Origin of the sequence: Curtobacterium sp. ISL-83, assembly GCF_018613895.1 — a bacterium.
Classification (GTDB): Bacteria; Actinomycetota; Actinomycetes; order Actinomycetales; family Microbacteriaceae; genus Curtobacterium.
The window spans coordinates 1-25,307 of the sequence record NZ_JAGGPH010000033.1 but is presented as its reverse complement, the minus strand read 5'-3'; the positions used below and the strand labels follow the sequence as shown (position 1 = coordinate 25,307).

Below are 25,307 nucleotides of genomic sequence, written 5' to 3'. Positions count from 1 at the left end.
TCCGCGCGACCAGGCCCCCTCCCGCAACGCCCGTCGGAGCGGCCTGCGCAGTACTGACGGTGCGGCCCAGCCGGTTCCGCGCGACCAGAATCCCTCCCGCAACGCCCGTCGGAGCGGCCTGCGCAGTACTGACGGTGCGGCCCAGCCGGTTCCGCGCGACCAGAATCCCTCCCGCAACGCCCGTCGCCGGCCTGCGCAGTACTGACGGTGGGGCCCAGCCGGTTCCGCGCGACCAGAATCCCCTCAAAGCTGCCTGCGACAAGAGTCCCCACTGAGTGCGGGGCAGGGGCCGCGAAGCCCCACCGCTGTTGCGCGGTAACCCCCTGAGCCAAGGCAGCGGACCGACAATCCTCTGGAGACCGCGACAAGAGGCCCTCCCCAGCCGTTGTTCTCCGAGCTTATTGGGGGGTGTGCGCGACAAGAGTCCCCCGCACCTTGCCCCGGAGCTGGTGACCGTCCCTCGCCACCGCCGCCGCGACAAGAGCCCCCCGACCTTCAGCCGCAGGGATCCCGCGACGGTACGCGCGACGAGAGTCCCCCAGCAGCCCGCGCGCGGCCAGCGAAGGGCGAACAGCGCGACCAGAATCCCTCGTCGGGGGACTCTGGTCGCGCTCGCCTCGGCTAAGGTCATGGGGGACTCTGGTCGCGCCTCGAGCACGGCCGAGGCGGGACTCTTCTCGGGCTACTCCCCCGCGTCTGGCGCGTCGTCGTTCGAGTCAAGCGGTTCGACAGCGCGGAGCCGGCGAGTAGCCCGCGGGGCGCGCACGTTCCGTCGTTTCGATGTCTGCTCAATGGGGGTGGGCCCGGGGTGCAGGACGAAGTAGTCCGGCTCCAGGTCGAAGCGGAGCTCCGGCATGATGATGGCGATGTCCCGGATGGCCGCAACGAACGCAGTGCGGAAGTCGCGAAGCCGCTTCGTCTGCGAACCGAACTGCTTGAACAGGTCCGCCCAGGAGATCCTCGTCGGGTAGCTGACGTCGTACAGCCGGTACCCAATCCAGACGTAGATGTCGAACGAGAGCGGCTTCGCGCCGAGAGCGCGCAGAGCTCCGGGGTCCACCGGGACGGGTCGTTCGATGATGGAGTCGAAGAACCGCTTAGAGAGCACGATTTTCGAGTCCCAGAGGCCTGGATGGTCGCTCGAGCCGAGCTCGCCGTGTGCGTTGAACCACAGCTGCGTGCTCTCCGCGATGGGGAAGTACTCCTTCGCCTGCCCGTAGCCCTGCCCGTCAGCGCCGACGATGAGACCCTCGACGCTGAGACGTGAACCGAAGACGCGCTCCATCTGGTTCGCCAGACGCCGGCGACTGTTCCCGCCCACCTCGATTTGGAGCTTCTCCATGAACTCCTGCATGGTGTCACCGAGGATCAGCTCCTCGTTCTTCGTGCGCACCGCCTCTGAGGCCATCCACGTCATGATGTGCCGAGGGAGGATCCCGAACGGGTACGCAGCCTGGTCGTTGCCTTCACGGTCGGTGATGGCCGCCGGCTGCACCCTCAGCGTGATGTCACCGTTGCGACGCACCCAGAACGGAACCTCGCCCGGATCCTTGTACGGGAGGGACACCTGGGCCCAGACTCGGGCCGAGAACGCGATGTCCTGGGGGCGTCCGCCGTTCGCATCGAGCGCATCCCGGTAGTTCAGTAGCCGAACGCGGTCCCGGGGTACCTCAATGGGCGACGGCAGGTTCGGGAAGTGCGACGGCATCGCCGCACCCAGTCTCGGTTCCACCTCGCTGTGCGACGACGTCGTTGCGGCCGCGTGGTCGCCGTGGTCCCTCTGCTCGTCGCCGGTGTCGGCGGCTGCGGTGTCGCTCGTCATCCGGTTCTCCCCGCTCGGTGATTACGTGTTGGGCAAGCATGGCCTGCAGATGCAGACGAGAGTGGACGATACCTCGGCGTGTCGGGACTGTACTCGCGCACCGCAGGGGTCCTGGTCGCGCCCACTCCCCCACAACTACGGGCATCCTCCGACGTTCCCCGGCGCCTACTCGCGCGCCGGGCTCCCCCTGGTCGCGGTCTCAGCTGCTCTTCTGGAAGGACCCACCACGAGGCAAGGGCTTGTCTCGACGCTCGAAGGGGCGACCCTGGTTGTAGTCGTTCTCGAGCCGCTCCCTCTCACGGTTGTAGATATATGCGAGGAAGGCGCCGGCGTTCTTGTGACCCTCGAACAGCACCGCCGCCTTAACCGCGGCATTGAACGCGTCCCGGTCCTCCCGGCGGACATCGAACGTGACCTTCAACAGGTCGTCCGGGTTGCCAGCCTTGGGGTCAGCATTCCGGCGACGCTTCCGCTGTGGAGCTGGGGACACATCGGCAGCTGCAGGCGCGACGACTTGGGGTGACTGCACGTCGGTCGGTACCACCAGAGCCGGGGCGGTCGCCGCCACGGGCTGTACCACGGCTGGCATGCCAGCGGGCTCGACAAACGCGGTCGCTGGCGCGACAGTTGCGGCAGCGGCAGGGAGGTCCACACTGGTGCCCGGAGGCTGATGCTGCTGCTCGGCCTGTGGGAGCACCGGGGTGGTGACCTCCGATACTTCAACCGCAGGTTCAGCAGGTGTCGTTGTCGTGTCGACTTGCGCCTGCGGGACCGGCAGTGAAAGCGGTGGCGGTCCGCTGAGCGACCGGTTGGCTCGGATGAGGGAACTTGCGGGTGCGGGCTTCTCCCCCACTGGCCGAGGTGGTGCGGGTGGCGCGGAGACAATGCGGTCAGGCACGAGCGACCTCCTGTGCGCGAGCAGCTTCCTCTTGTTCCTTCGCGGTCAGCCGTCCGATGAACTCCTCGGTGACAGCGACGAGGCTGTCCGCGACGGTCCCTGCGGACTGCGGGCCGGCTGGCTCAGGTGAGTGCCCCTTGCGGAGTCGTTCGTACCACTTCGGTGATGCCTGCACGAACTCATCCAGCTCGTGAACCAGCATCCCTTTGTCACGTGCAGCCTTGGCGACCCCTTCGGCGTGACGGATGTAGTTCTCGAACACGATTCCTTTCGCGCCCGCTCCCCCGAGGTCCTCAACTACGGCCGCCGCCCAGTCGCTGCGGACCCGCGACGCGCTCTTGCTGGAGTCGAAGATGATGACGCCGAGCAGGTCGAGGTCCGGGTTGAGGTCGAGGACCCGGTCCTGGCGTTCGGCGGTGAACTTCAGGCCCTTCTTGCTGGCCTTCTCGGGTCGACCAGGGATGAGCATGTAACGGGACGCGGCAGCGGCAACCGACTGCATCGTGTCGTTGTTCGGTGGGCAGTCGAGGAGGATCAGGTCGTAGTTGGCGGAGATTTTCGCGAGCATGGTCGCCAGGCTCAGTCGGGCGTTCAGCGTCTCTACTCCCCCGCGGCCCATCTTCTGCCCCAGGGCGTCGCTAATGTCAGTGATGCGAGGGCCGCCGGGGATGACGTCGAGGTTCTCGCGAACGCCGATGAGCGGAGCCGGGTCGTCACCGAACAGCAGCGACTTAGACAGGGCCGCCCCGTTGTCGTCCTTGTCCGTGTCCACGTACCCGAGGTCATCACCGATGTTGCCCTGCGGGTCGAGGTCGACAACCAGGACCCGCCACCCGCTGCGCGCCAGCAGCCCCCCGATGTTGGACACCAGGGTGGTCTTACCCACCCCGCCCTTGTTGTTGATGACGGCCACCACTCGTTGCAGGTACGAGCGGTCAATTGGGACTGGCATACGGTCTCCTCCCCAACCTGGCAAAGAAGGCGCAGATGGCGCATCTGGCCTACGCAAGTCGGTCTCGCGCGAACACGGAGTTCGCCGGTGATGGTCGCTCGCAGTCTAGCAGCGCAGGCCAGCCGGGCCAGGCGTGATGGCTGAGCCATTTGAGATGGCATACGCGCAGGCCAGAACGGCTGGCGCGCCTGGCGGCTCTGGCGGGGCCAGAATGTATGGCATAGACGTAAGCCAGATGCTCTGGCGACGCCAGGTGCGCCAGATGTGCTGGCTTACGTGGCGCACGAGCATCCGAACGCCGTGGCTTTGCACAGAGCGCAGCGTGCCTATGCCAGGTGTGCCAGGTGCGCCAGTTAGCGTGAATCGGCCGGAGGCGCTCGAACGCGGGGCGCCACGGGTGAATGGCTCATAACGGGGGTCAAGGGGCTCTGTGGGCCGTACAGCGCCCTAGGCCACGCCCTGCGGTGGCGGATCGGCGGCACCGTTGCGTAAGCCATACGTGCCATCAGCGCCAGTTGAGCCAGGCGCGCCAGGCCAGCCATTTGCGCCAGGACCACCCCGCCGTGGTTGGCTGTCAGCTGCGCGGGTCAGCACGGAGAGAGCGAGCAGCCGATTGATGTGCCGGTGACTGCTCCGGAGAACTTAGTGTCTCGGACGGCCGCATCCGTTCCAGTGATTTCGGCGCATGCTCCGGGTTAGGTGTTGCGCGTGCGGCGCCTTAGGGAGTAGCTCATCATCACTGCGGCGAAGACGGACGGGCCGGCGTTGGCGCTGGTCGGTGGGACGCTGGAGGGTCGGCCGCATCAGGTGCGGCGGTTGCGTCCGTTCTTCGGGAACCGGCGGTTGACGGAGTCGTCAGCGCTCCTGATGCATCGGCTGACGTTCACCCGCGGCGCTCCGGCGATGAGTTACTTGCGCAGCTCACTAATCTGCACCTACCGAGCTGGTCAGCGCATCAGGGTGTGGTGATGCGGGGGAGGGACCGACTGGGGCTGGCGGCGCTGGCGCTGCACGCAGCGCGGCGGTCAGCGTTGCAGACCCTTCGCCACTACCCGCGGTACCTTGTGTACGGGGAGAGAACGGTGAAGCCGCCGGTGATGCATGTGAACCCGGTGACCGTCAGCCGCGGCGTCTGGTGGACGTTCGGGCTCGCGTACGCGACGACGTCGACGTTCGCCTATCTGGCGGCGACGGCCGGGTACGAACCGGACGACCTGCTCGAGGCGTACTGCGCCGTCACGGCGAAGGAACCCGCCTTCTGGGCGCTGCCCACTTGGTCGCAGAATAAGCGCAGGCGGCTCGGAGCGTGTCGAGGACTGCCTGCACGGAGGGAATGTCGCCGCGGGGGAGGCCGGCGAATACCCGCCCCGTCGCCACGGAACCGGCGCGCAGCGACGATTGCTTCATGGCACCGGGGCGGTCATCTTCGGTAACGACCTCACTGACCACACCGGCGCGGACACCCGCGTCATCGCCGCCGCGAAGAAAGCCGCAGCAGCCCGCAACGAGTACGCGGAACGGAACCGTCTCCAACTCCTGGTGCAACCCACCCGAGGTGTTCGACGCGCTCGGGCTCACCTTCGACCTCCCTTCGGGCTCCATGGAGCGCTCGTTCCCGGCGCGCCACACGGCAGCGTCGGCACCGGAGACGATGTGGACCGGATGGCGCGCAGCGTCACGCGCGTTTGTCCCGGCCGGCCACCACGCCATCAGCGGGAACCTCCGACGTTCCGCTCATAGGAAAACTGGGGACGAGGGTCGTCCCCAGCTTTCGCTATGTAGGAGAACCATGCCCGTGCAGCATCCGACCGCGCCACCACTGGCTCAGAAAGAGACGGAGCGCGCGTTCGACCTCATCACCATCTGTCGAGGGGAACGCGACGGCTCACAGGGGACGCAGATGCGTCCTGCTCGACCGAACACCACCAAGCGAGCCGGACGGTTCGCCCGCTACCGCCTGTACTTAGCGTTGGAGGACCCGAGTCGCGCGACGTGGCGTACCGCGTCGCGCATCCACCTGTTCTCCACGGACGGCGTCGTCACGTTCGGTGAAGCGGTGGAAGCGCATGTCGGATGCCGGGGGACGCCGTCGCGGGAGGAGATGTTCGCCACGCTGAAAGCGCTCGCCCGGTACCGGTAGATCGGGGAAGCCGAGGGAGGCCCGGGACGGTGCCCACTCGCATCGCCGCACCATCTCTTGGCAGATGCACCACGGCCCCGACAACCATGTGCGGCGCGCCCTGCCGGTACCAGTAGACCGGCAGTGGTGCGGCGCGAATGCTGCTGATGGAAGCTATGGGGCGAAAGGCCCCGTAGTCCTCGTCACGGAACGACACCTCGAGGGCGCCCATTTCCTGCAACGACAGCAGCAGCGTCACCTCCGTGTACGGGTCGAGGAGGTGCACGTTCTCACCCGTCGGGCGGGGAAGTTCCCCGTACCGCTCGTAGTGCGTCGCGACGTGCACCAGCGGAACCGGGGAGGTCCACTCCGTCACCTTTGCAGGCTCCGAACGGTCAGCGAAGAACGCGGTGAGGGTGTCCTCGCCAGCGGTGGCGATGTCGAGGGTGCCTTCCTCCTGGCTGATGACGGCGAGGATGCCCTGCTGGAACGCGGCGGTCTTCACCGCGAAGTCCAACCGCTGCAGGAACGCTTCCTGCGTGTCCGTCGCGTCGTACCCGTCGATGATGGCGGCGACGACGTCGGTGTTCGACGTGCCGAGGATAGTCACACCCGTCGACGGGTTGGTGGCAGCGAGGATGACGCTGCCGTCCTGCAAGTGCCGGGTGATGCCCTCACCGGCTGGCACGGCGACTGCGGGCCGAGAAATCTCCTTGGGGAACGGGGTGGGCTCGGGCGGACAACCGCCATCTATACCAAGTGTCCGACATCCGCCCGAACACCTGCGTACATGCGGCGACCGCGGGCCTCGGACCGACGAGAAGTCCGCCGGCAGCTCGGTGCGCGAGCCCGCCTGGACGCGAACGTCGTGTGCTGCTGCGGCTGCGCCGGACAGTCCGTCGTTTCGTCGGCTCTGCTTCTCGTTGCGGCCGTATTCGGTGCGCATCCGTGACGCGGCACCCCGGCATCTTCTTGCCACGTCGCTATCACTGAGTGGGACCACGGCATCGTGCGCTTCTACTGGGACGGCAAGCTCCTGGACTCCACCACGAAGGCGGTCCCGACTATGCCGTTCCGGGTGACGCTGCAGGCTGAGACCGCCATTGGTGAAGGCCCGACGCCGCTCTCGAGCAACGGCCACGTCGACAACGACTGGATCTCCATCTGGGACTAACCAGCACCTGAGTACACGAACGGCCACCCCTCGGGGTGGCCGTTCGTCGTTGTGGGAGAAGTCGGCGCAGAGGCGCTATTCGCGCGTCCGCGCGGTTACGCTGCGTCGCGGTCCGCCCACGCTGCGGCGAGCCATTCGAGGTGTACTGCGACGGCACGCTCTCCCGGAGCAGCGAGCTCGGCGTCAGCAACACCGCCTCTGCGCAGCCCACTGACGCCTCCACCCCTTGAGCTGCTAAACCACCAGAAGCCCACCACTATGCCGAGCCGTCTGCAGGAGTTCGACGAAAGGCTCCGAGAGCCGCAGAACCCAACGGTGTGACATCACGCGGTCCGGCCGGGCAGTGGACGGGGCGCGCCCGGCGCAGCATGAGTCGGCGGCTCCCACTACCGTGTCGACGTGATTGACGACCCTGCTGCTGCCGCCGCTGTTGTCCGCGCTGTCCATGAGGTGTGGGACGGGTCGTTGCTGCTGAACCTCGAGACGAGTGTCCTGGGGGACGCGTTCGGGGTCCAGGGCGGGATGATGCATCCGTCGCGGGTCGATGTCCGCGTGCAGACCGACGCGCCACTGTCGAACGGGGTGCGGATTGGGTGGCGGTTAACCTCGTGGCCCAGCGGCCGGACTGGTTCGACGATGGCTCGACAAAGCCGGCGCCGTCAGCAGCATGACCGACTACCAACGTGACTGCGTCGCAGCATCGAACGCGCGGGTCCGGTTGATGGAGGGCGTGGCGGAGGGCGACGACGGCCGACGAGATTGGGACCACGACGTCGGGAACGTCGACGAACAGCGGATGCTGACCGGGTACCCGCGCCTCGCCTACCACAGCCCCGACTGGCCGCCATCCGCTAACCCCGGCCAGGATCCCACGCGGACAAGACGAAGGCTGCCCGTCCGCCCTCTACCTTTCGGGAGAGGGTGGACGGGCAGCCGAATACCGGGGACGCTACCGTCTACCCGCTGCGACCGGCGATACCCGGGCTCGCGGAGGGCAGCGTAGGAAATGGGCAAACTCCGACCGGGTCGCTCGAAGGGGACAGTGCGTCTGGCTTGCCCACGGTGCCCCTGCGGTGGTGCTGCTTAGTGCGAGAGCTCCGTCTGCGGGGTTGCATCGGCGTCGTCGGTGGCTTGGGCTTCTCGGGCGTCGCCGAGCATGGGTCCTGCGCCTGCGGCGGCCATGACGAAGCCGGCGAGAGCGGCTGCGCCTGCATCGGTGATGCCGTCGGTGTCGCTGACGGTGTATTCGTCTTCGAACGGTTCTTTGTCGTCCTCGGCGTTGAGGGCGTCGGTGATTTCGTCGAGCCGGCGGGTGAGGATGTCGTTCTCATCCGAGGGGAGTCGGTCGAGGATTTCGACGACTACGCGGTGGTACTGGGCGTACGCTTCGTCAATTTTCTTCGCCGCTTGCACCGTCGGTTCCAGGACCTGCGCCCGCCGGTCGGTAGGATGGTCGTGCCGGGTGAGGTCACCGGCAGTGACGAGGCGGTCGACGATTTTCGTCACCGACGCGGCGGAGACGTTCAGCATCACCGCGAGGTCTTTCGGCCCGAACACCCGGCCGTCGCGGTGCGCTTGCAGCATGTAGCGGACGGCCTGGAACTCGTTCTTCGACAAGCCGCTCTCGATGCGGGCTCGTTCGAGTTGCTGCTCCTCCGCGTGCTGCAACCGCAGCAACGCTTGCACCGCGTTCTTCGCGGCCTTCGACCGCGGTTCCCGTGCATACAGGTGGGCATGTTCACGGCGGACGACGGTTAACGGCACGGAGTGCTCCTAGCAGTGCATTGTTGTTCAGTTGTTTTTCAAAAGTCGTGCAGATGCGTTTTTTGGTGTTCAGTGCCAGGTCAGTACAGCAGCTGCTGTCCGAAGAAGTCAGCGTAGGACGGGCCAACACCCGAGCTGAGCAAGGACGGGTCCTCCGCGCGGCGGGACGCGTACGCCTCGATGATGGTCGGGTTGGTGAGACCAACGTGGCCGTGGGTCAGCCCGGTGCGGGACGGGCCGGTCATCGGCAGGTAGCTGCTGCGCATGGCGTGTCGCTTTCGTCATCGCCGGTCTTCGTCAGCCGGCACCGAAGTGTGTCACCCCCGCAGTCGTTCACGCAATAAAAGGTTTCCCCAACGTACGGTATACGCAGTAGACGACTCAGGCGCTGGGATGCGGACTGCCCCGGGAACGCTTGGCTCCGTCCGAACTTCGCGAACCGTTGCGGCATGAACCACTCCGGGTAGGCACCGCCGGACGACGGCATCGACACATCGCGGCATCGCGGCATCAGCAGCGCCGTGCGGAAGTGCTTCAAGGTGCTGCGCTCTGTCGGTTGCTCGAAACCGCAGACCTACGAAGCGCGCTGGGCTCGCCCGCTCCGGGAGGCTAATGGCGGCGATATTGCGGCAGAGGGGCTCTATGCGCCCGCGGGCCCGGGTCGGATCCGCCCGGTGGGTGGGAGGAGTTCGGCGGGTGTGGGTCGGCTGAGGAGGTATCCGGACGCGGCGCTCACACCGGCGTCTCGGACGACATTGAGTCGTGGAGCTCATCGGCGATCTGCTTCAGGTTCTTCACCGACCGTCCCAGTCGGTCGAGCTTGGTCACGACCGGGGTGTCGCCACGTCGGAGGTAGCCGAGCGCCTCGGTGAGCGCCGGCGTGGTCGCGAGCGTGCCGGAGGCATGGTCGACAAACACCTTCTCGCAATAGGCGGTGTCGAGGACATCGGTCTGCCCCTCCGCGTGCTGCTCCCGCGTTGAGACCCGCGCGTACCCGACCGATGCCATGCCGGAACTGTAACGCGAAGGTCGGGTTCGGTACATAGATCGCGGACACGGGTCGTGAGACTGCGGCGCGCCGATTTCGCGCTGAGATCGAAGGGCGTCTCACGAACGACCGATTACGGACACGGCGCCATCGATTGGTCTGGAGTTGAGCGTGGGGCCCAATCAGAGTGCGCGGAGCATGCGCGGTGAGTTGCAAGAGCGGGGACATCAGCATATCGTTCTGTTAACAGAACGGTGGTGGCCACCAGCGTGCGTGACGCGTTTAGTGATCACGGTTGCTAACGGAAGTTCAGGATGGCCTCGATCAAGGCCTCTGGGTTCTCTTCCGCAGGGTAGTGGCCCGCGTTGTTGATAAGGAGCGTGGTGACGTTCGTGCCAGCAAGGCGCATGGTGGTGCCGACACCTTCGCCTAGGCCTAGGGCTCCGCCGATGGCGAGGATCGGGATCGTGATCGGGGCGAGCTGTCGCTGCACGTTCTGGGCCATGGTGGTCTCGAGAGCCCGGTAGAACTCGAAGCTGCTGTGCAGGGCCGCGGGATCGCGGGTAATCGCGTCGACGTATTCGTGGATCGCATGCTCGGGCAGCGCGTCTCGTGTGGCGGCCTTGGTGCGGAACTGCTCGGAGAAGAACTCGTACTCGTGGCCACGCACGAGGATCTCGTTCAGCGCCGGGAGGCGATTGAACCCGAAGTGCCAGAGCTTGGAGTTGACGAGGTCGTTGCTGAAGATGGGGGCGGACGGGGTGAGCCCGGGGATGGCGGCTTCGGCGACGATGACCCGGTCCAGCGCTTGGGGGTGGTCGGTCGCGATGGCGTAGGCGGTCCACATCCCAATGTCGTGGCCGACCATCGTGAACCGGTCGTGGCCGAGGACGGCCATGAGGTTGACCATGTCATGGGCGAGCGTGCCGGTGTCGTAGCCGCCGTCGGGTTTGTCGGAGAGCCCGACTCCGCGGGGTTCGGCGGCGATGACGGTGAAGTGCTCGGCGAGGGCGGGCATGACGTGCCGCCAGGCGTACCAGGTCTGCGGCCAGCCAGCGAGGAGCAGCAGGGCGGGGCCGGTTCCACCGGTGACGACGTGCAAGCGAACAGTGCCGGTGTCGACGAGGGTGCTCGTGAAGCGGTCGGTGAACCCGGCGGGAAGGTGGGGGACGGTCGCGACGCTGCCGGGGCAGACGAGGGCGGTGCGGGTGCTGGTGGGCTCGGTCATATGGATGCCTTTCGTGGGTGGGGATTTGCTATCGGCGGGCTCGGCAGGCGGCGAGACCGCTGCCGATCGCGGTGATGACGACGATGACGACGAACAGGATGAGCGTCGACGCCGTGGTGCCGAGGGTCTGATTCAAGATGCCGAGACCGAGCGTGGACTGTCGAACCGATGTAGGCGGCCAGGAAGTACGTCGCGACCATGTCGGCCCGCCGTTCGGGGTCTGCTAGGTGCTGTGTCATGCCGATGCCGCGGCCGAACACCAGGCCGACACCGGCGCCGGCAACGACGGTGCCAACGACGAACAGAGGAAGGGATCCGACGAGAACTCCGGTTTCGAAGACGATGGAGCCAGCGATCAGGATCACCGGCCCGGCGAGGGGCCCGTCAGCGATGCGCGGGTGCGGAAGTACCTGAGCGAGGAGGGCGGCGAAGAAGACGATGCTGACCAGAGCCGCCGAGGCCAACGCGTCGTCGATGTGCAGCCGGTTCTGGACAAAGGCGGGCACGAGCGAGGAGAAGATGCCGTTGACGGCGAAGGCGGCGAGGACGAGGCCCAGGATCCCGAGGAACATCCGCCGGTCGTGGCCGCCCGGAAGCGATGGTCGCCGGATTTCAAGGCGCAGTCCAGTCTCTCTCTTCACGGTCTCGGGGACGGCCATGACGGCGATCACCGCGAGGCCGAGGACGATGAGGTACCACCAGAACACCTCGTGCGTGGGGTCGGAGAAGAACCGTGCGACAGTGCCGGCGGCGACGCTTCCGAGCCCGAGGCCGCCCATGTTCGCCACCGTCGACATGGTCGACGGGGCCTGCGGCTTGTCTTTCCGGGCGAGCTCGGCCAGGGCGGCGTTCGCGGTGGCGGTGATGACGCCGGCGGCGAGGCCGAACACGAACCGGGCGATCAGGAGACCGGTGAGGTCCCCGGCGACGAGGAACACGGCGGTGCTGATGCCGAGCACGATCAGAGCGCCGATGAGAACCGGGCGGCGTCCGAGCTCGTCCGACAGGGTTGCGAAAACGAGAAGCGAAACGAGAACACCGAAGGCGTAGACAGCGAAGATCGCCGTCGTGCCAAACGCCCCGAAATGCATCGACGCCGACCAGAACCGGTAGAGAGGGATAGGCAGAGTGCCGCCCATCATCGCCACCGCATAGACCGCGGCGACCAGCCAGAAACCGATGCGGGTGCTCCGTCGAGAGGTCGTTCGGCTTCGTTTTCGTGGGGTGATGGTCGTCATCGTGGGTGCTCCCTCGCCGTCGGCATTCATGTTGGTCCGATCAGTCCAACATAGTTGGACTGATCGGTCAAGCTTGGTTACACTGGAATCCGGAGGTTTTGATGGCGGGGAAGAAGCAGTTCGACGTGGACGGCGCGCTCGACACGGTGATGGCCCTGTTCTGGGAGCGTGGCTACGCGGAGACATCGCTCGACCACATCGTCACGGCGACGGGGCTCGGTAAGGGATCGTTGTACGGCACGTTCGGAGGCAAGCCCGAGCTGTTCCGCCGGGCGCTCGACCGCTATGCCGACACGTTTGGTCATCAGTACGAGGCGGCATTGGCCGGGCACTCCGATCCCGCCGCGGCGATCCAGGCGTTCTTCGACGTGGTGCTCGCACGCATTGCCGATCCCGACCTGCCGGGCGGGTGCCTCATCGCGCTCTCGGCGATGGCCGCGCCGACGCTCGACGACACGAGCCGCATGCACGTCCGCGCGCTCCTCGAACGACAACGAGAGCGCGTGGAAGCGGCCCTAGAGGGTGGGACGTTGAAACCAGGGGTATTGGCCCTCTCCGTCGTCGGCACGAATCAGGCTCTAGCGGTGATGGACCGCGCAGGCGCGAGTGCTGCCGACCTGGCCAGCATCGTCGCCGTCACGGTCGACGGCGTGCGTGCCGTAAGACTGTCGGACTAATAGAGGTCAGCAAGCCGCCACCGCCGTCCAGTTGGGGTATACCCCAGCTCACCCCAGCTGCAAGCCCGCGGGAGATCTCCTCACGCTCCTGCGGGCTCAGATGCCGCCGGGCACGTTGCCGGCCCGGCGGCTTCACTCCGCCCGTGGACTCCAGGAAGCCGAGGAGTCGCCGCCGCGGCACCTCGAGCTGACGGGCGATCACCCGCAAGGGCTCTCCTGCCCTCCGCCGCCGTTCCCAGAGCACGTCCTGCTGCTCGACTGACAACCCCGTCCGCACCCATCAAGGCCCTCCGCCAACATCATGGTGGCGCGACAACCCCTTGAACCCGCCATCGTTTTCGGGCACGCGCATCCACCGCTTTTGTGATTAAACGATCGTTCTGTTACCGTGGCTAGCAGAACGAACGATCGTTCAGTTATGGAAGGGGACAGCTCATAACACCGACACCACCATCCGCCTCGAGCGAGATGACGTACCGCCAGACAATGAGCGTTCTGTCCGGCCTGCTGCTCGGGATGCTGCTGTCTGGGCTCGACCAGACCATCGTCTCGACCGCCGCCCGCACCGTCGGAGACGACCTCGGGGGACTTGACCAGATCGCATGGGTCACCACCTCGTTCCTCGTGACCTCGACCATCACCACCCTCATCTACGGGAAGCTGTCGGATGTCTTCGGACGCAAGCCGCTCTACATGACGGCTATCTCGATCTTCCTCATCGGCTCCGCCCTCTGCGGGCTTGCAACGTCGGTGCCGCTGCTCGCGGCGTTCCGCGCGTTGCAGGGTCTCGGTGCCGGTGGCTTGATGTCGCTGGCGTTCGCGATCACCGGCACGATCATCCCGCCGCGTGAGCGCTCCAAGTACCAGGGGTACTTTGCCGGCACTATGGCGTTCTCCAGCGTCCTCGGCCCCCTCGTCGGCGGTTTCTTCGCCGACACGGCGAGTATCGGTCCCATCGCGGGGTGGCGGTTCGCGTTCTGGGTGAACATCCCCATCGGGCTCGCTGCCCTCGTCATCGTCGCCCGCACACTTAAAATTGAGCGTTCCAGCATCCGGCGCCGCATGGACTTCGTCGGCGCCGGATTCCTCGTCGTCGCGACCGTCCCACTCCTCCTCGCCGGTGAAGAAGGCAGCCACTGGGGTTGGACTTCAACCGCATCAGTGCTCTGCTGCACCGTCGGTGGCATCGCCACGGCAGTCTTCCTCCTGTGGCAGCACCGCATGGGACCGGACGCCCTCCTACCCCTCCGACTGTTCCGAACGCGAAAGTTCACCGTGCCGGTGCTGATCACGTTCGTCACCGGTGCCGTGCAGATCGGCGCACTCGCTGTCCTGCCGCTCTACCTCCAGATCGTGCGCGGCGCGAGCCCCACGCAGTCTGGGCTCCTGCTCATCCCGATGGTCCTCGGTATCAGCGCGACCTCGATTGTCATTGGTCGAATCGTCCGACGCACCGGACGCACCAAGGTGTTCCCCGTCTTCGGTGCAGCCGTGCAGGTCGTCGCCTTCCTCGGCCTGTCCACGGTGACGCCAGACACCTCACTCGTCTTCGTTGACGTTCTGATGTTCCTGGTTGGTGTGGGACTCGGAGCGACGGCGAACACCATCATCCTGATCCTGCAGAACTCCGTCGAGATCAGCGACCTCGGCGTCGCCACCGCGAGCAGTACGTTCTTCCGCAACGTCGGCGCAACCGCCGGGACCGCCCTCCTGATCTCCATCCTGTTCGCTACGGCAACCAGCGCCATCACCGCCGCATACGACCACGCCCGCTCCTCCGCAAGCTTCGTCGCCGCAATCGCAGCACACCCCGAGCAGGGGCAGGTCCTCGCATCTGGAATTCGCGGCGGTCTCGCCGACACCAGCTTCCTGAGCAAACTCGACCCAGCCCTTGCGGCACCGTTCCTCAACGGATTCGCGCACGCCATGGATCTCGCAGCCCTCATCGCGGCCGGTCTCGCCGTCATCGGTCTGATCCTCAGTCTGCTGATCAAAGAAGTCCCACTCCGAGCAACTTCGGCTCGCGTCGCCGCGCAAGCACCCGCCGCGACAGCCACGGGGCCGACCACCTCCGAGCACTGAACTAACCACGCCCCCAAGCCCAACCAACCAGCACCGTTCAAGGAGCACACCATGACCCAGACGATCTCTCTCGACCACATGATCACCACCGACGGCCCCGCAACCGGTATGCACTTCTCGGGACTCATCCGCATCCCGGACGAGCCACGGCCGGGAGCGCCGATGCTCGTCGCCCTCCACGGCGGCTCCTACACATCGAAGTACTTCGACGTCGACGGCTACTCCCTCCTCGACGCAGCAGCACGCAACGGCATCACCACGATCGCCATCGACCGTCCCGAGTACGGCAGCAGCACCCCGGTCTCACACGACGGATCGATCATCATCCACAATGCCGAAGCCCTCGATCACCTGATCGGTGAGCTCTGGGCGCAGCACGGCGCCGAGAAGGCGGGAGTCGTCCTGATCGGGCACTCCATCGGCTCCACTGTCGCCGTCACCCTGGCCGGCAGGAAGCCCACATGGCCGCTGCTCGGCGTCGCCGTCTCCGGTGTCACCCTGCGCCCTGACGACGAGGATGACGCCGACCAGCAGCCGGAAGAAGACCCGGACGACGAGCTCGTCGCAACGCCAGCGAAGTTCAAGGACTTCGCCATGTTCGGTCCCGACTGGGCTCTCCGGGCCGACATGCCGGCGCTCGGCCACGACGCGGACTCGCTGACACCCGACCTCGAACTGGCCGACTTCGCCCGAACCTGGCATGTGCTCGCCGCGGAGGAGGGTGCCCGCATCACGGTCCCCGTCCACATCCGGCAGGGCGAGCATGACATGTTCTGGGTCGCCGACCAGCAGCCCCTCGACGAGTACGCCGCGCTGTTCTCGAGCTCACCGGCCGTCGACGCGCGAGTCGTGTCTACCGCCGGGCACTGCATCGACTTCCACGCCGTCGGCGACGCGTTCCAACTCGAACAGCTCGCTTTCGCGCTCACGTGTGCCGTGCCGACGGCTCCAGCCGCATCGTGAACCACGAGACCACCCAGGCGAGACCATAGGATCAGGGCGGAGGACCAAGGCCATGACGACCACCGAAGCCGGGATCACGCCCCGGCCGAGAGGCATCGCGACACGGGCGAAGATTCTCTCGGTCGCGGAACGCCTCTTCACCGAACGCGGATTCGAAGGCACCTCCATCCGGGACATCTCCGAAGAGCTCGGGATGACGAAGTCGTCGCTGTACCACCACTTCCCGAACAAGGACGCGATCCTGCTGGCTCTATTCGGTGAACGCGGCCAGGAACTCGACGAACTCCTGGCTTGGGTCCGCGAGCAGCCCAAGGACGACAAGTTGCTCCAGCGCGCCGCGCTGCGATGGATCGATCAGGCCACACCAGAACGACTCGACCGGCTCCGTTTCGCTCGAGCAAACCAGGCCGAGCTACGCCGGCTCTCCGACGGCCCCGAGACGATCCAGAACGGATACGGCCGACTCATCGACGAAATACTCGGCGCCGAAGCCAGCGACGAAGATCGCCTCTACGCGCAGCTCGCGTTCGACACCATCAGCGCCACACTCCGGCTCGGCGACCTGCAACACAGCCCCGCCGATACCGTGCTCGCTGCAGCACGACGAGCGACCACCGCACTCACGAGGCACTGAGCCGCGTTCACTCCGGATCCGGCCGCGCCATGGGTTGACGCGCCGCAGAGCGATGCCAGGACTACGCCACTCAGGGCTGCTGCTCACATTCGCGCTGAGATCGAAGGGCGTCTCACGAACGACCGATTACGGACACGGCGCCATCGATTGGTCTGGAGTTGAGCGTGGGGCCCAATCAGAGTGCGCGGAGCATGCGCGTTGAGTTGCAAGAGCGGGGACATCAGCATATCGTTCTGTTAACAGAACGGTGGTGTGATGGACGAGTCCGTTGGCTCACGACTGCGACAGCTCCGCAACGATCGCAGTGTCTCCTTGTCGCAGCTTTCACGGCTGAGTGGCGTCGGCAAGGGCACGATCTCCGAGCTGGAGAACGATCGGCGTGGCGCTCGGCTCGACACCTTGTTCGCGCTGACCACAGCACTGAACGCACCTCTGGGAGCCTTGCTGTCCGGCCACGGCACTGCCGGTGATCAGAGCATCGCCGGGGCGTCGGTCACGGCGGTCTTTCTTGGCCGCTGGACCGTCGGTACCGGTCTGGTCGAGTTCTACCGAGCGACGCTCGCGGCAAGTCGGCAGCGGTCTCACTCCCACGCGGTGGGGGTCGAGGAGACCGTCACGGTCGTCCAAGGCCGCGTCCTCGTCGGCCCGGCGGGAGCTGAACGCGAGCTGGGGGAAGGCGAGAGCCTGCGTTATCCGGGCGATGTTCCGCACCAGTTCGAGGCGCTCGACGATGCTGCCGAGATCGTCCTGCTCATGCACTACCCCGACCACACCACATCCGACGAAGGAAGCGCCCACCATGACTGATGATCAGCGTCTGCCCGAGCGCAGCAGGGTCGTCCAGCAGCACCTGACTGACGCGGGGATCCCCGCTCGCGTGCGCGAGCTGCCGGGTTCAACTCGCACCGCCGCTGAGGCGGCGGCGGCGCTCGGCTGTGACGTTGGCGCGATCGCCAGCAGCCTGCTGTTCCTCGCCGACGACGAACCGGTTCTGGTGATGACCAGCGGCCGGCACCGCGTGGACCCGGACGTCCTCGCCGCCCAGCTCGGCGCGGCTGCGATCGTGATGGCGACGCCGAAGCAGGTCCGAACCGTCACGGGACAGGCGATCGGCGGGGTCGCCCCGGTGGGGCACCCGGAACCGGTGAAGACCGTGATCGACAACACATTGGCGTCGTACGCAACGATCTGGGCTGCGGGCGGTACCCCGCACACCGTCATGCCGCTGACCTTCGCACAGCTCACCGCGATCACCGGTGGCACCCACGTCCACGTCTCCGCCAACTAGTCCCACCGAACGAAATCCTGGAGACAGTCATGACCGTTTCTCGCCTGCAGCACATTCCTGGGATCGGTGTCGACGTCATGGGCGATCGCGCCGATGCCCTCGCCGACAGCTCCATGCTGCGGTTGGAAAACCTCGACACTGATCTGCGACCACCGGCCATAGCGATCAGCCGAACGCTCTCGGCAATCGAGGAAGACAGTGCGAACAGCTACCTGCCCTTCCAAGGGGGAACATCCCTCCGCGAGGCCGCCGCCGCGCATGTCGGGCGGATGGCCGGCCGTGTCTACGACCCGGCGACGGAATGCGTGATCACCGCAGGCGGACTCAACGGGATCCTGAACACTCTGCTCGCCGTCGTGGAGCCCGGAGATGAGGTCGTGATCGTCGACCCGATCTACGCGGGGCTCATCAACCGCATCACCTCGCCGGCGGCGTGCCTCGCTTCGTTGCGCTCGAGCCCGCAGTCGAAGGCTGGCAGGTCGATCCAGAACGCTTAGCAGCGGCAGTCACTCCGAAGACCGCTGCGGTGCTCATGATGTCACCGGCTATGCCCACCGGATCCGTACTCGGTAAAGCGCACTGGGATGCCCTCGCCCGGGCGCTGGAAAGATCCAACGCATGGCTGATCTACGACGCCGCGATGGAACGTATCCGCTTCGACGACGGCGAGCGAGTTCATCCAGCTCACGTTGATGGTCTGGCGGAGCGGACCATCACCGTCGGCGCCGCGTCGAAGGAGCTGCGCATGATCGGGTGGCGGGTCGGCTGGGTCGTCGGACCGGCGGAGATCCTCCGGGACATCAACCTCGTCGGACTCAGCAACGTCGTCTGCCAGGTCGGGATTGCTCAGGAAGCAGTCGCGGCAGCCCTATCGGCTCCGGACGCTGACGACGATGTCGCCCACGCGACCGCCATCTGGAAGGCCCGGTGCGATGCGATCGTCGACCAGCTCGCCGGCTACCCGGTCATCCGACCCGATGGCGGCTGGTCTCTCCTCATCGACACGGTTCCGCTGGGGCTCTCCGCCTTCGAGGCGGCGGAGCGGCTCTTCGAACGTGGGCGCATTGCCGCCACCCCGATGACCGGCTGGGGACCCTCCGGAGACCGGTACGTCCGCCTCGTGTTCGCAAACGAACCACTCGAGAGGTTCGGCGACCTTCGAGCGCGATTCGACGAGGCATGGTCATGAACGACACCACGCGACGCGTCCCGGGGCAGCTACCCGAATTCCCCGGAGCCGTCGTTCATTCCGGTCTGATTTACGCCGCCGGGATCGTCGACGAAGTTGCTCTCCGCGGTCTCGCTCGGAGTAGTTCCGAGCAAATGAACGGAGCACTCGATGCCCTGATCGGGGTCGTCGAGAGCTCCGGCGGGGATTCTGCCAGCATCCTCCGTATCGAGGCGTACCTCGCGTCACCGGATGATCTCCCTGCCTGGGGTTCGGCGTTCAATGAGCGATGGCCCAAAAACGCACCCGCACGCACCACGCTGATCACACAACTGGCTTTGTCGACCCTGACTGTGGAGATCCAAGCCATAGCTGCGGTGAATCAATGACGGAGCACTGGGAGACGGGCGCGCCCATCATCGTCCTCAGGCCCTTCCAGAAAGAGGACCTGGGTTTCTTCGCCACCATGGCCCGTGACGAGCGCGTGACGCGCTTCGTGGGGGACGGTCAGCCGTGGGGTGACGAAGAGATCAACGAGCGAACACAACTCGCCCTACGCCAGGACCCAGCCGACCAGCTGGGTGCGGTGCGCTGGTTCGTCGCCGAAGAGGAAGGTCAGGCCGTGGGCCTGTTCGTATCGACGCGACGAGAGCACGCGATCGAGGTCGGCTACCGGGTCGCCCCGAAGCACTGGAGGCGAGGAGTGGCCGGCGCCATGATCGACCGCGCCCTGGAGGTACTGCCCGGCGTCTACGAGACGCCCCAGCTATCTGCACGCGTATCCCCAAATAACATCTTCTCCGCCCGAGTATTGACCCGTCGATTCTTCGAGTACCAGGGACGTCTGAACGGCTTAGACCTCTACCGACGAGACTGACGAATACGTCACCAGCCCGAGGGTGCAGCGACGACGCGTTTGGTCAACCGGCTATTATCGCGCGGTCAGCATGGCCAAAACTGTCGATGCCCGCCATTCAGAGCGCAAATATCCGACATTACTGCACTGATTTAAGTGCAGCCATTCCCGCAGCTGCCTTACCAAGGGCGTCAACCTCCTCATCGCCTTGAAGAAGGTAAGTTGGTGGTTCTGATACGCCACTTTATTTGGTCGTGATCGGCCCGCTCATTTTTGTATATTTCGTGCGGCCGTGGCGGCTTGGAGGGAACGGTCGATCAGCGTGAGGGCGAAGAACAAAGCGGCGACAACGAGGAGAAAGATCGCGAGTTCATGAAGCCCCTGCGTGGAGGCTCTCTGCCCGTAGAAGGCACCGCTGGTTGCGGATGCGACGATCGCTCCTAGGTAGGTGAATGTCCGTAGCAGGCCGGACGAGGCGCCGAGGCGTGCTGGGTCGGCCTGGTAGTAAACGGCGTTCTGGTTTGCCAGGCTGTTGAGCGCTTGGGGAACACCGACCACCAGCGCGACGACGAGAAGCATCCAGATGGCCGAGCTGCCCCCGAGGAATAGCAGGAGCGCGCAAGCGACGATTTGGGTGGCTAAACCCACGAGCAGCTTCACTCTGATCTCTTTACGGCGACCGGTGAGACTCGACACGAGGATTGCTACGGCGAACATTGGAATGAGGACGATTCCGGCGACGGAGGCGCTGAGGCCTCGGCCGTCTTCCAGCCACTGGGTGAAGCCGTAGATGAATCCGTAGGAGACGGTGTAGCCGAGAAAGTTTCTGGCGAAGGTGAAGAGCAGAGGGCGGTTGCCGCCGAGGACGCGGATGTCGATGAACGGGTCGGCGCAGCGCAGCTCCCGGAACGCGAACCCCGTGCCAGCGGCGACTGCGATCGCGAGGAGATACGCATTGGCTGGGCGGATGCCCATGAGGAAAAGCAGCAACGTCACGAGCGTGCTGGTGAAGAGCAGGATTCCCGCGTAGTCGAGCTTCCGCAGCACCTGGAAGCCGCCCGTGGTGGGGGTGTGGGGTAGCCGGATGGCGCCGAGGATGATGCAGGCGATCGCGAGGGGCACGTTGATCGCGAACGTGGTGCGCCAGCCGCCGACACCGATGAGGAGACCGCCAAGCGTTGGACCGATGACGGCAATGGTCTGGCTGGAAACGGCGAGTGCGGTCAGGATGCCACCCGGGCTGTCCTGTCCGGTGCGCTTGGCTTCGCTACGGATGAGGTACATGGCTGCGGGATAGCCGGCGCAGGTCCCGAAGCCAAGGATCACACGAGCGACGACCAGCACACCGAGGTCGGGAGCCAGCGCGCCGATCACGCCGGCGATCCCGGCCATTGTCGTTCCGATGAGGTAAAGCCGACGCGGGCCGAACGTGTCGACGAGCCGACCGACGAGCGGTTGGCCGACCGACGTCGCCAGATACAGCGACGACACCAGCCAAGTTGTAGCCCAGGCGCTGGCTCCGAACGCGAGGCTGATCGGCACGAGAGCGACGGCGATGATGGAGGAACTGATCGGGTTCAGGACCGCGCCGAGAATCATCGGCGGCATCAGCCGCCGGTCGAACTGCCCACCAGTCGCTGTCGTCATACGAGCAGGTTGAGGATTTCGGCGGTTGTTGCCGTCTCGCCAAGGCGGGGAAAGATGCGGCTGGTGCTGTTCTGGTGGGCTTCACTATCGCGGTCGCTCATCGCATCAGTCGCGAGGACAGCGTGGTAGCCGAGCTCGTGCGCGTTGCGGGCGGTTGATTCCACTCCGACACTCGTGGCAACGCCGCCGAGGATCACTTGGGTGACTCCCTGTTCTTTGAGGTGCTCGTCGAGGCTTGTGCCGCTGAAGGCGCCCCAGGTGGTCTTCGTGATCCGGTGATCGGACGGCTGCGCGTCGATCTCATCGGCAAGCTCCATCCATCCTTCTGGCCGGGCCGCCGTAGGAGCGCCCGATGCGGCCCGCTTCTGGTGTTCGTCGGTGCGGCCGGGAGCGCCTCCGGCGACGTTGACCAGGATCACCTGGTGGCCGCTCCTGCGGAATGCCGCTGCGAGGTCGCGGGCGTTGGCCAGGACGGTGTCGATGGGGACCGGTGTTGTCGGTGCGCCGAGGATGCCCTTTTGGAGGTCGACGAGGATGAGGGCGGCAGTGGGGTCGATTGTGGTGATAGGCATGGTTCAGCTCTCTTCTGGGATGGGGCTGGTTTTCCGGTCGCGATTGCGGAGGTAGGGCAGAAGGATCAGTCCGAGGAGGATCGTGGGTCCGCCGCCGATGATGAGTGACCAGCGGCTGCCGAACTCTTGGGCGACCCAGCCGACGAGGGGCCCTCCGATGACGGTGCTGCCACCCCAGGCGAGGGCCCAGAGGGCCATGATCCTGCCCCGCATCTCCGGTCGGGCCGCGAGTTGCAGGGTGGTCTTGGCGGTGGAATTGAAGGTGATGCTGCCGTAGCCGACGAACGCGAGGGCGACCAGGGCAATCGGCAGGGTCGGTGCGAGACCGGTGACGAGGATGGCGACGCCCCAGCCCACAGCGGTGAGGGCGAGTGAGGCGGAGTTCCGGGGGGAGTTGCGGCTCGCAGCGACGAGGCCGCCGACGATGGCGCCGCCAGCCATGACGGCAGCCATAGCGCCGTAGGTGGCGGCGTTGCCCTGGAACGCGCCGGTGGCAAGGAGGGGCAGCGTGGTCGGAAACTCGTACGCAAGGATCCCGGTGATGGTCAGCATGAGCAGCGGAAACAGCAGCTCGGGTGTGCGGGCGGCGTAGCGGAGGCCCTCCCGGACTTGACCTGGTGCTCTCGGCGCCCTGACTGGCTCGATCATGTCGGTGGTCTTCATGCGCACCAGGTTCACGATGACGGCGACGAACGAGAGGGCGTTGATCACGAAGCACAGCGGAACACCGACCAAGGCCACAAGCGCTCCGCCGATGACGGAGCCCAGGACGCGTGCCACGTTCAACGAGATCGAATTTAAGATCACAGCGTTAGCGAGAGCCTTCCGCGGCACAAGGTCGCCGATGAGGCTTTGCCGCGCGGGATTGTCGAGCACGGTCAAACAGCCCAAGACCAGGGAGAGAACCAGCAACACCGGGAAGCTGACGTCGCCCAGGGCGGCGAGCAGAGCGAAGATCAGGGCGCCGGCGGCGGACGCGGACTGAGTGACGTACAGCAGGCGTCGCTTGTTGTATCGGTCAGCGATCACGCCACCGACAGGGCCCAGAAGAACGAACGGCAGCAGCCGTGCGGCGGCGATGATGCCGAGGTCGGTGCCGCTGCCCGTTGTCTGGAGGACGAGGAATGACAGGGCGAGCGTCTGCATGAAGCTGCCGCCGACAGAGATCGACTGGCCGAAGAAGTAGAGCCGGTAGTTGCGCACCCGAAGAGCAGAGCCCGCGGCTTTCATCCGTTGCCGCAGAGCCGTTCTTGGGTCTGTCACGATGCAACCCCATCGGTAGACCCGGCGATCACGTCGTACTGCGAAAGCTTCTCAAGGAGCAGGCCGGCTTCGAGCAACACGGCCTGTTGGTTGTCGTCTAAGACGGCGTCGATGGCGCGGGAGAGCCAGTCGTCTCGTTCATCCCGGCTGCTGGCGACCAGGGCTTCGCCGGCGACTGTGAGGTGCAGGTTCGTTCGGCGCGTGTCCTGGACGTCTCTGGTCCGAGTGACGAGCCCGCGAGACTCCAGCTCGCGCAAGGCCGCCGCGACGTTCGACGACGCCAGCCCTAGATCATCCGAGACCAGACCCGGCTGGCTCCCCTCCGGTTGACGTGCGATGGAGCCGATCACACGCACTGCTGTCTGCGTCAGCCCCTCCGGGGAGGACCACTCCTTTCGCTGGCGACGGTGGAAGGCCTTGAGCTGTTCCTGGAGGCGACGGACGTCAGCTTCGCGCATATGCCTACTATACATAGCGATCGGACATAGGTACACCGTTGGTGCCCCGCGCACCGGGACGTCCGGCCGCGCAGAACTCATAACGGTGGCGTACTGGCGGTACGCCGCTCGAGCCCCTCTGGCAACGGGCTCCGATTCCTCAACAACGTCACCACGTCGGGCACGCGAACACCGCCCCGCAACCCTCGCCTGGGCCACCAGTACGGCTAAGCGGATACGACGCAGCGGCGGACGAGCGAGGCCAATCTGACGCCCCGATAGGCGATCGTTCACCGGGCGCCGTGGCCACCAGGTTCGCGCAGCTCGGCGACGTCGACGAACTCACGGCGTTCGGAACGGTCGTCGCGCGGCTGGCCGTTGCGTACCCCTTCGACAACTCGCGCGAGGCGAATCCACCGTCGTTTACCTGGCACCGCCCGTCACTCATCGAACGCAGTCGAACCGTTCCGCCATCGGCACAAAACCGGCTGAACGGTAAGTGGCAACCGCACTGAGCAGCGCGCTTGGAGTGCAGACCGACGCTGTCGAAGAACCCATATTTTGCAGTGCGGCAGCCGCGGCCAGACAGATTGCAGTCCCGTAACCAAGGCCGCGATATTCGGCGCGGACCCCCATGGGTTCGAGGAGCCCAGGTCGTCCCTTACCCGAGGACCACACGATAACCCCTGCCACGGGGACACCGTCGCGATCGCGGCCCAGAAGACACCGTGCACTCGTGAATACGGTCGTGGCGGCCATCACTGACCACGCCGAGTCGGTGAAATTCGGGTTGTTCCAAGCGGAGCGGTGGACGGCTGTGAAAGCAGAGGAGGCGCCGCTTCCCACAACCTCGACACGCAGCAGCCCCGGCAACTCTACTGGACGCTCAAGACTTCGAGACAACGGCGTCCACGCCTCGCCCGCCGCCCAGCCCGCCGAACGGAAGGCCTCTTGGAGCGCGGAGCCGTTGGGGGCTTCAACCGATATTTTCTCTCCGGACAGGATCTCGGCGCTTCCCTCGGTCACGTCAGCTCTGATACGACTGGCGAGGTCCGCGTCGGACCACCGCTCGGGTGCGACCGTCATCCTCAAAACCTCAGGACCGTCTAGGAAGCCCATGGAGACAATCCGGCCGGATTCTCTCCACACGCGAAGGTCGCGTGCAACCGCGGCGGAGCCGTGACGCCAGTGCCACCCCAGGTCCCCAGGATGGAGTTGCAGGGGCACGTCGTCTCGCTGCCACGTCGCCAACGTCTGCACAACGTCGTCGAGGTCTTCGAGGACGGGCTTCGATACGGCGATGCTCATGCCTCAATCTCACCACGATGGTCGCGGTATACCCCGTGGCCGCACCTACCGACGATTCCGGGGGGGGGGGGGCAGCCGGCATGCCGACCTCGAACTGTGAGCAGATCCGCTCCCTGTCGGCCATGTCGCAGCGCTCTGTGTCATCACCGTCGCGCAAACGGGTGGTCCACCGGACGCTGTCTGACTCCTCGGCTCGTCTCGTTTGGTGATCGTCATCCGGGACAGTGTC

The 25,307-nt window shown here is 65.9% G+C and carries 25 protein-coding genes; 11 read left to right on the top strand and 14 right to left on the bottom strand.

The window, feature by feature from the left end; translation table 11 throughout:
• Positions 1 to 682: 682 nt before the first annotated feature.
• The 4 genes from J7E22_RS17350 to J7E22_RS17335 all read right to left on the bottom strand — a co-directional run bounded on the left by J7E22_RS17350 (position 683) and on the right by J7E22_RS17335 (position 6,479).
• Complete coding sequence (locus J7E22_RS17350; protein ID WP_214983092.1) at positions 683 to 1,822, bottom strand: replication protein RepA; 1,140 nt, start codon at positions 1,820 to 1,822, stop codon at positions 683 to 685.
• Positions 1,823 to 2,021: 199 nt separating this feature from the next.
• Complete coding sequence (locus tag J7E22_RS17345) at positions 2,022 to 2,390, bottom strand: hypothetical protein (RefSeq protein WP_214983091.1); 369 nt, start codon at positions 2,388 to 2,390, stop codon at positions 2,022 to 2,024.
• A gap of 322 nt (positions 2,391 to 2,712) precedes the next feature.
• On the bottom strand, positions 2,713 to 3,672 hold the full coding sequence (locus J7E22_RS17340) for a ParA family protein (RefSeq protein ID WP_214983090.1): 960 nt from the start codon (positions 3,670 to 3,672) through the stop codon (positions 2,713 to 2,715).
• 2,039 nt (positions 3,673 to 5,711) lie between these two features.
• Entirely contained in the window at positions 5,712 to 6,479 is a 768-nt protein-coding gene (locus J7E22_RS17335) for a hypothetical protein (RefSeq protein ID WP_214983089.1), read from the bottom strand.
• 321 nt (positions 6,480 to 6,800) lie between these two features.
• On the opposite strand from J7E22_RS17335, the gene J7E22_RS17330 reads away from it, so the two are divergent.
• Positions 6,801 to 6,965, top strand: coding sequence for a hypothetical protein (locus J7E22_RS17330; RefSeq protein WP_214983088.1), 165 nt, complete (start codon positions 6,801 to 6,803; stop codon positions 6,963 to 6,965).
• A gap of 1,083 nt (positions 6,966 to 8,048) precedes the next feature.
• On the opposite strand, the gene J7E22_RS17325 is transcribed toward J7E22_RS17330, so the two are convergent.
• From J7E22_RS17325 to J7E22_RS17305, 5 genes are all read right to left on the bottom strand, one after another.
• Positions 8,049 to 8,729: a MarR family transcriptional regulator gene (locus tag J7E22_RS17325; RefSeq protein WP_214983087.1), complete on the bottom strand. Its 681-nt coding sequence runs from the start codon at positions 8,727 to 8,729 to the stop codon at positions 8,049 to 8,051.
• An 80-nt stretch (positions 8,730 to 8,809) separates the two neighbouring features.
• Positions 8,810 to 8,995 (bottom strand): hypothetical protein, encoded by a 186-nt coding sequence (locus J7E22_RS17320; RefSeq protein ID WP_214983086.1) that lies wholly within the window; start codon positions 8,993 to 8,995, stop codon positions 8,810 to 8,812.
• 466 nt (positions 8,996 to 9,461) lie between these two features.
• Positions 9,462 to 9,737: a recombinase family protein gene (locus J7E22_RS17315; RefSeq protein ID WP_214983085.1), complete on the bottom strand. Its 276-nt coding sequence runs from the start codon at positions 9,735 to 9,737 to the stop codon at positions 9,462 to 9,464.
• 278 nt (positions 9,738 to 10,015) lie between these two features.
• Positions 10,016 to 10,945 carry an alpha/beta fold hydrolase gene (locus tag J7E22_RS17310; RefSeq protein WP_214983084.1) on the bottom strand — a complete coding sequence of 310 codons (930 nt, stop codon included), beginning with the start codon at positions 10,943 to 10,945 and terminating at the stop codon, positions 10,016 to 10,018.
• Complete coding sequence (locus J7E22_RS17305) at positions 10,942 to 12,183, bottom strand: MFS transporter (protein WP_214983083.1); 1,242 nt, start codon at positions 12,181 to 12,183, stop codon at positions 10,942 to 10,944. The genes J7E22_RS17310 and J7E22_RS17305 overlap by 4 nt, the downstream gene beginning before the upstream one ends.
• Before the next feature lie 101 nt (positions 12,184 to 12,284).
• Here J7E22_RS17305 and J7E22_RS17300 point away from each other — a divergent pair, with 101 nt between their 5' ends.
• The 10 genes from J7E22_RS17300 (at position 12,285) to J7E22_RS17255 (ending at position 19,872) form a co-directional block, all read left to right on the top strand.
• Positions 12,285 to 12,860, top strand: a complete 576-nt coding sequence (locus J7E22_RS17300; protein ID WP_214983082.1) for a TetR/AcrR family transcriptional regulator — start codon at positions 12,285 to 12,287, stop codon at positions 12,858 to 12,860.
• A gap of 486 nt (positions 12,861 to 13,346) precedes the next feature.
• Positions 13,347 to 14,942: an MDR family MFS transporter gene (locus tag J7E22_RS17295; RefSeq protein WP_214983081.1), complete on the top strand. Its 1,596-nt coding sequence runs from the start codon at positions 13,347 to 13,349 to the stop codon at positions 14,940 to 14,942.
• Positions 14,943 to 14,993: 51 nt separating this feature from the next.
• On the top strand, positions 14,994 to 15,905 hold the full coding sequence (locus J7E22_RS17290; protein WP_214983080.1) for an alpha/beta fold hydrolase: 912 nt from the start codon (positions 14,994 to 14,996) through the stop codon (positions 15,903 to 15,905).
• A 52-nt stretch (positions 15,906 to 15,957) separates the two neighbouring features.
• The gene (locus J7E22_RS17285; protein ID WP_214983079.1) at positions 15,958 to 16,539 is read left to right on the top strand and encodes a TetR/AcrR family transcriptional regulator; all 582 of its coding nucleotides are present in this window, start codon (positions 15,958 to 15,960) and stop codon (positions 16,537 to 16,539) included.
• A 255-nt stretch (positions 16,540 to 16,794) separates the two neighbouring features.
• Positions 16,795 to 17,346 (top strand): helix-turn-helix domain-containing protein, encoded by a 552-nt coding sequence (locus J7E22_RS17280; RefSeq protein ID WP_214983078.1) that lies wholly within the window; start codon positions 16,795 to 16,797, stop codon positions 17,344 to 17,346.
• Entirely contained in the window at positions 17,339 to 17,827 is a 489-nt protein-coding gene (locus tag J7E22_RS17275) for a YbaK/EbsC family protein (protein ID WP_214983077.1), read from the top strand. The genes J7E22_RS17280 and J7E22_RS17275 overlap by 8 nt, the downstream gene beginning before the upstream one ends.
• A 29-nt stretch (positions 17,828 to 17,856) precedes the next feature.
• A complete protein-coding gene (locus J7E22_RS17270; RefSeq protein ID WP_214983076.1) occupies positions 17,857 to 18,324 on the top strand; it encodes an aminotransferase class I/II-fold pyridoxal phosphate-dependent enzyme in 468 nt (155 codons plus the stop codon).
• Complete coding sequence (locus J7E22_RS17265; RefSeq protein WP_214983075.1) at positions 18,261 to 19,016, top strand: pyridoxal phosphate-dependent aminotransferase; 756 nt, start codon at positions 18,261 to 18,263, stop codon at positions 19,014 to 19,016. Before J7E22_RS17270 ends, J7E22_RS17265 begins: the two co-directional genes overlap by 64 nt.
• Positions 19,013 to 19,384, top strand: coding sequence for a RidA family protein (locus J7E22_RS17260; protein WP_214983074.1), 372 nt, complete (start codon positions 19,013 to 19,015; stop codon positions 19,382 to 19,384). The genes J7E22_RS17265 and J7E22_RS17260 overlap by 4 nt, the downstream gene beginning before the upstream one ends.
• On the top strand, positions 19,381 to 19,872 hold the full coding sequence (locus J7E22_RS17255) for a GNAT family N-acetyltransferase (RefSeq protein WP_214983073.1): 492 nt from the start codon (positions 19,381 to 19,383) through the stop codon (positions 19,870 to 19,872). Before J7E22_RS17260 ends, J7E22_RS17255 begins: the two co-directional genes overlap by 4 nt.
• Positions 19,873 to 20,118: 246 nt before the next feature.
• Here the strand turns inward: J7E22_RS17255 and J7E22_RS17250 are convergent, their stop codons facing one another.
• The 5 genes from J7E22_RS17250 to J7E22_RS17230 form a co-directional block, all read right to left on the bottom strand.
• Complete coding sequence (locus J7E22_RS17250; RefSeq protein ID WP_214983072.1) at positions 20,119 to 21,498, bottom strand: MFS transporter; 1,380 nt, start codon at positions 21,496 to 21,498, stop codon at positions 20,119 to 20,121.
• The gene (locus tag J7E22_RS17245; protein ID WP_214983071.1) at positions 21,495 to 22,070 is read right to left on the bottom strand and encodes an isochorismatase family protein; all 576 of its coding nucleotides are present in this window, start codon (positions 22,068 to 22,070) and stop codon (positions 21,495 to 21,497) included. The genes J7E22_RS17250 and J7E22_RS17245 overlap by 4 nt, the downstream gene beginning before the upstream one ends.
• Before the next feature lie 3 nt (positions 22,071 to 22,073).
• Positions 22,074 to 23,273: an MFS transporter gene (locus J7E22_RS17240; protein WP_214983070.1), complete on the bottom strand. Its 1,200-nt coding sequence runs from the start codon at positions 23,271 to 23,273 to the stop codon at positions 22,074 to 22,076.
• A gap of 56 nt (positions 23,274 to 23,329) precedes the next feature.
• Entirely contained in the window at positions 23,330 to 23,791 is a 462-nt protein-coding gene (locus tag J7E22_RS17235) for a MarR family winged helix-turn-helix transcriptional regulator (RefSeq protein ID WP_214983069.1), read from the bottom strand.
• Positions 23,792 to 24,214: 423 nt separating this feature from the next.
• Positions 24,215 to 25,078, bottom strand: a complete 864-nt coding sequence (locus tag J7E22_RS17230) for an N-acetyltransferase (protein ID WP_214983068.1) — start codon at positions 25,076 to 25,078, stop codon at positions 24,215 to 24,217.
• Positions 25,079 to 25,307 lie beyond the last annotated feature (229 nt).

Bases quoted from the DNA above. Each gene is read 5' to 3' on its own strand.
- J7E22_RS17255 (WP_214983073.1), top strand. From the start codon at position 19,381: ATGACGGAGCACTGGGAGACGGGCGCGCCCATCATCGTCCTCAGGCCC.
- J7E22_RS17245 (WP_214983071.1), bottom strand. From the start codon at position 22,070: ATGCCTATCACCACAATCGACCCCACTGCCGCCCTCATCCTCGTCGAC.
- J7E22_RS17260 (WP_214983074.1), top strand. From the start codon at position 19,013: ATGAACGACACCACGCGACGCGTCCCGGGGCAGCTACCCGAATTCCCC.
- J7E22_RS17270 (WP_214983076.1), top strand. From the start codon at position 17,857: ATGACCGTTTCTCGCCTGCAGCACATTCCTGGGATCGGTGTCGACGTC.
- J7E22_RS17300 (WP_214983082.1), top strand. From the start codon at position 12,285: ATGGCGGGGAAGAAGCAGTTCGACGTGGACGGCGCGCTCGACACGGTG.
- J7E22_RS17295 (WP_214983081.1), top strand. From the start codon at position 13,347: ATGAGCGTTCTGTCCGGCCTGCTGCTCGGGATGCTGCTGTCTGGGCTC.
- J7E22_RS17275 (WP_214983077.1), top strand. From the start codon at position 17,339: ATGACTGATGATCAGCGTCTGCCCGAGCGCAGCAGGGTCGTCCAGCAG.
- J7E22_RS17305 (WP_214983083.1), bottom strand. From the start codon at position 12,183: ATGACGACCATCACCCCACGAAAACGAAGCCGAACGACCTCTCGACGG.
- J7E22_RS17280 (WP_214983078.1), top strand. From the start codon at position 16,795: ATGGACGAGTCCGTTGGCTCACGACTGCGACAGCTCCGCAACGATCGC.
- J7E22_RS17285 (WP_214983079.1), top strand. From the start codon at position 15,958: ATGACGACCACCGAAGCCGGGATCACGCCCCGGCCGAGAGGCATCGCG.
- J7E22_RS17340 (WP_214983090.1), bottom strand. From the start codon at position 3,672: ATGCCAGTCCCAATTGACCGCTCGTACCTGCAACGAGTGGTGGCCGTC.
- J7E22_RS17250 (WP_214983072.1), bottom strand. From the start codon at position 21,498: ATGACGACAGCGACTGGTGGGCAGTTCGACCGGCGGCTGATGCCGCCG.
- J7E22_RS17235 (WP_214983069.1), bottom strand. From the start codon at position 23,791: ATGCGCGAAGCTGACGTCCGTCGCCTCCAGGAACAGCTCAAGGCCTTC.
- J7E22_RS17350 (WP_214983092.1), bottom strand. From the start codon at position 1,822: ATGACGAGCGACACCGCAGCCGCCGACACCGGCGACGAGCAGAGGGAC.
- J7E22_RS17290 (WP_214983080.1), top strand. From the start codon at position 14,994: ATGACCCAGACGATCTCTCTCGACCACATGATCACCACCGACGGCCCC.
- J7E22_RS17230 (WP_214983068.1), bottom strand. From the start codon at position 25,078: ATGAGCATCGCCGTATCGAAGCCCGTCCTCGAAGACCTCGACGACGTT.
- J7E22_RS17320 (WP_214983086.1), bottom strand. From the start codon at position 8,995: ATGCGCAGCAGCTACCTGCCGATGACCGGCCCGTCCCGCACCGGGCTG.
- J7E22_RS17310 (WP_214983084.1), bottom strand. From the start codon at position 10,945: ATGACCGAGCCCACCAGCACCCGCACCGCCCTCGTCTGCCCCGGCAGC.
- J7E22_RS17315 (WP_214983085.1), bottom strand. From the start codon at position 9,737: ATGGCATCGGTCGGGTACGCGCGGGTCTCAACGCGGGAGCAGCACGCG.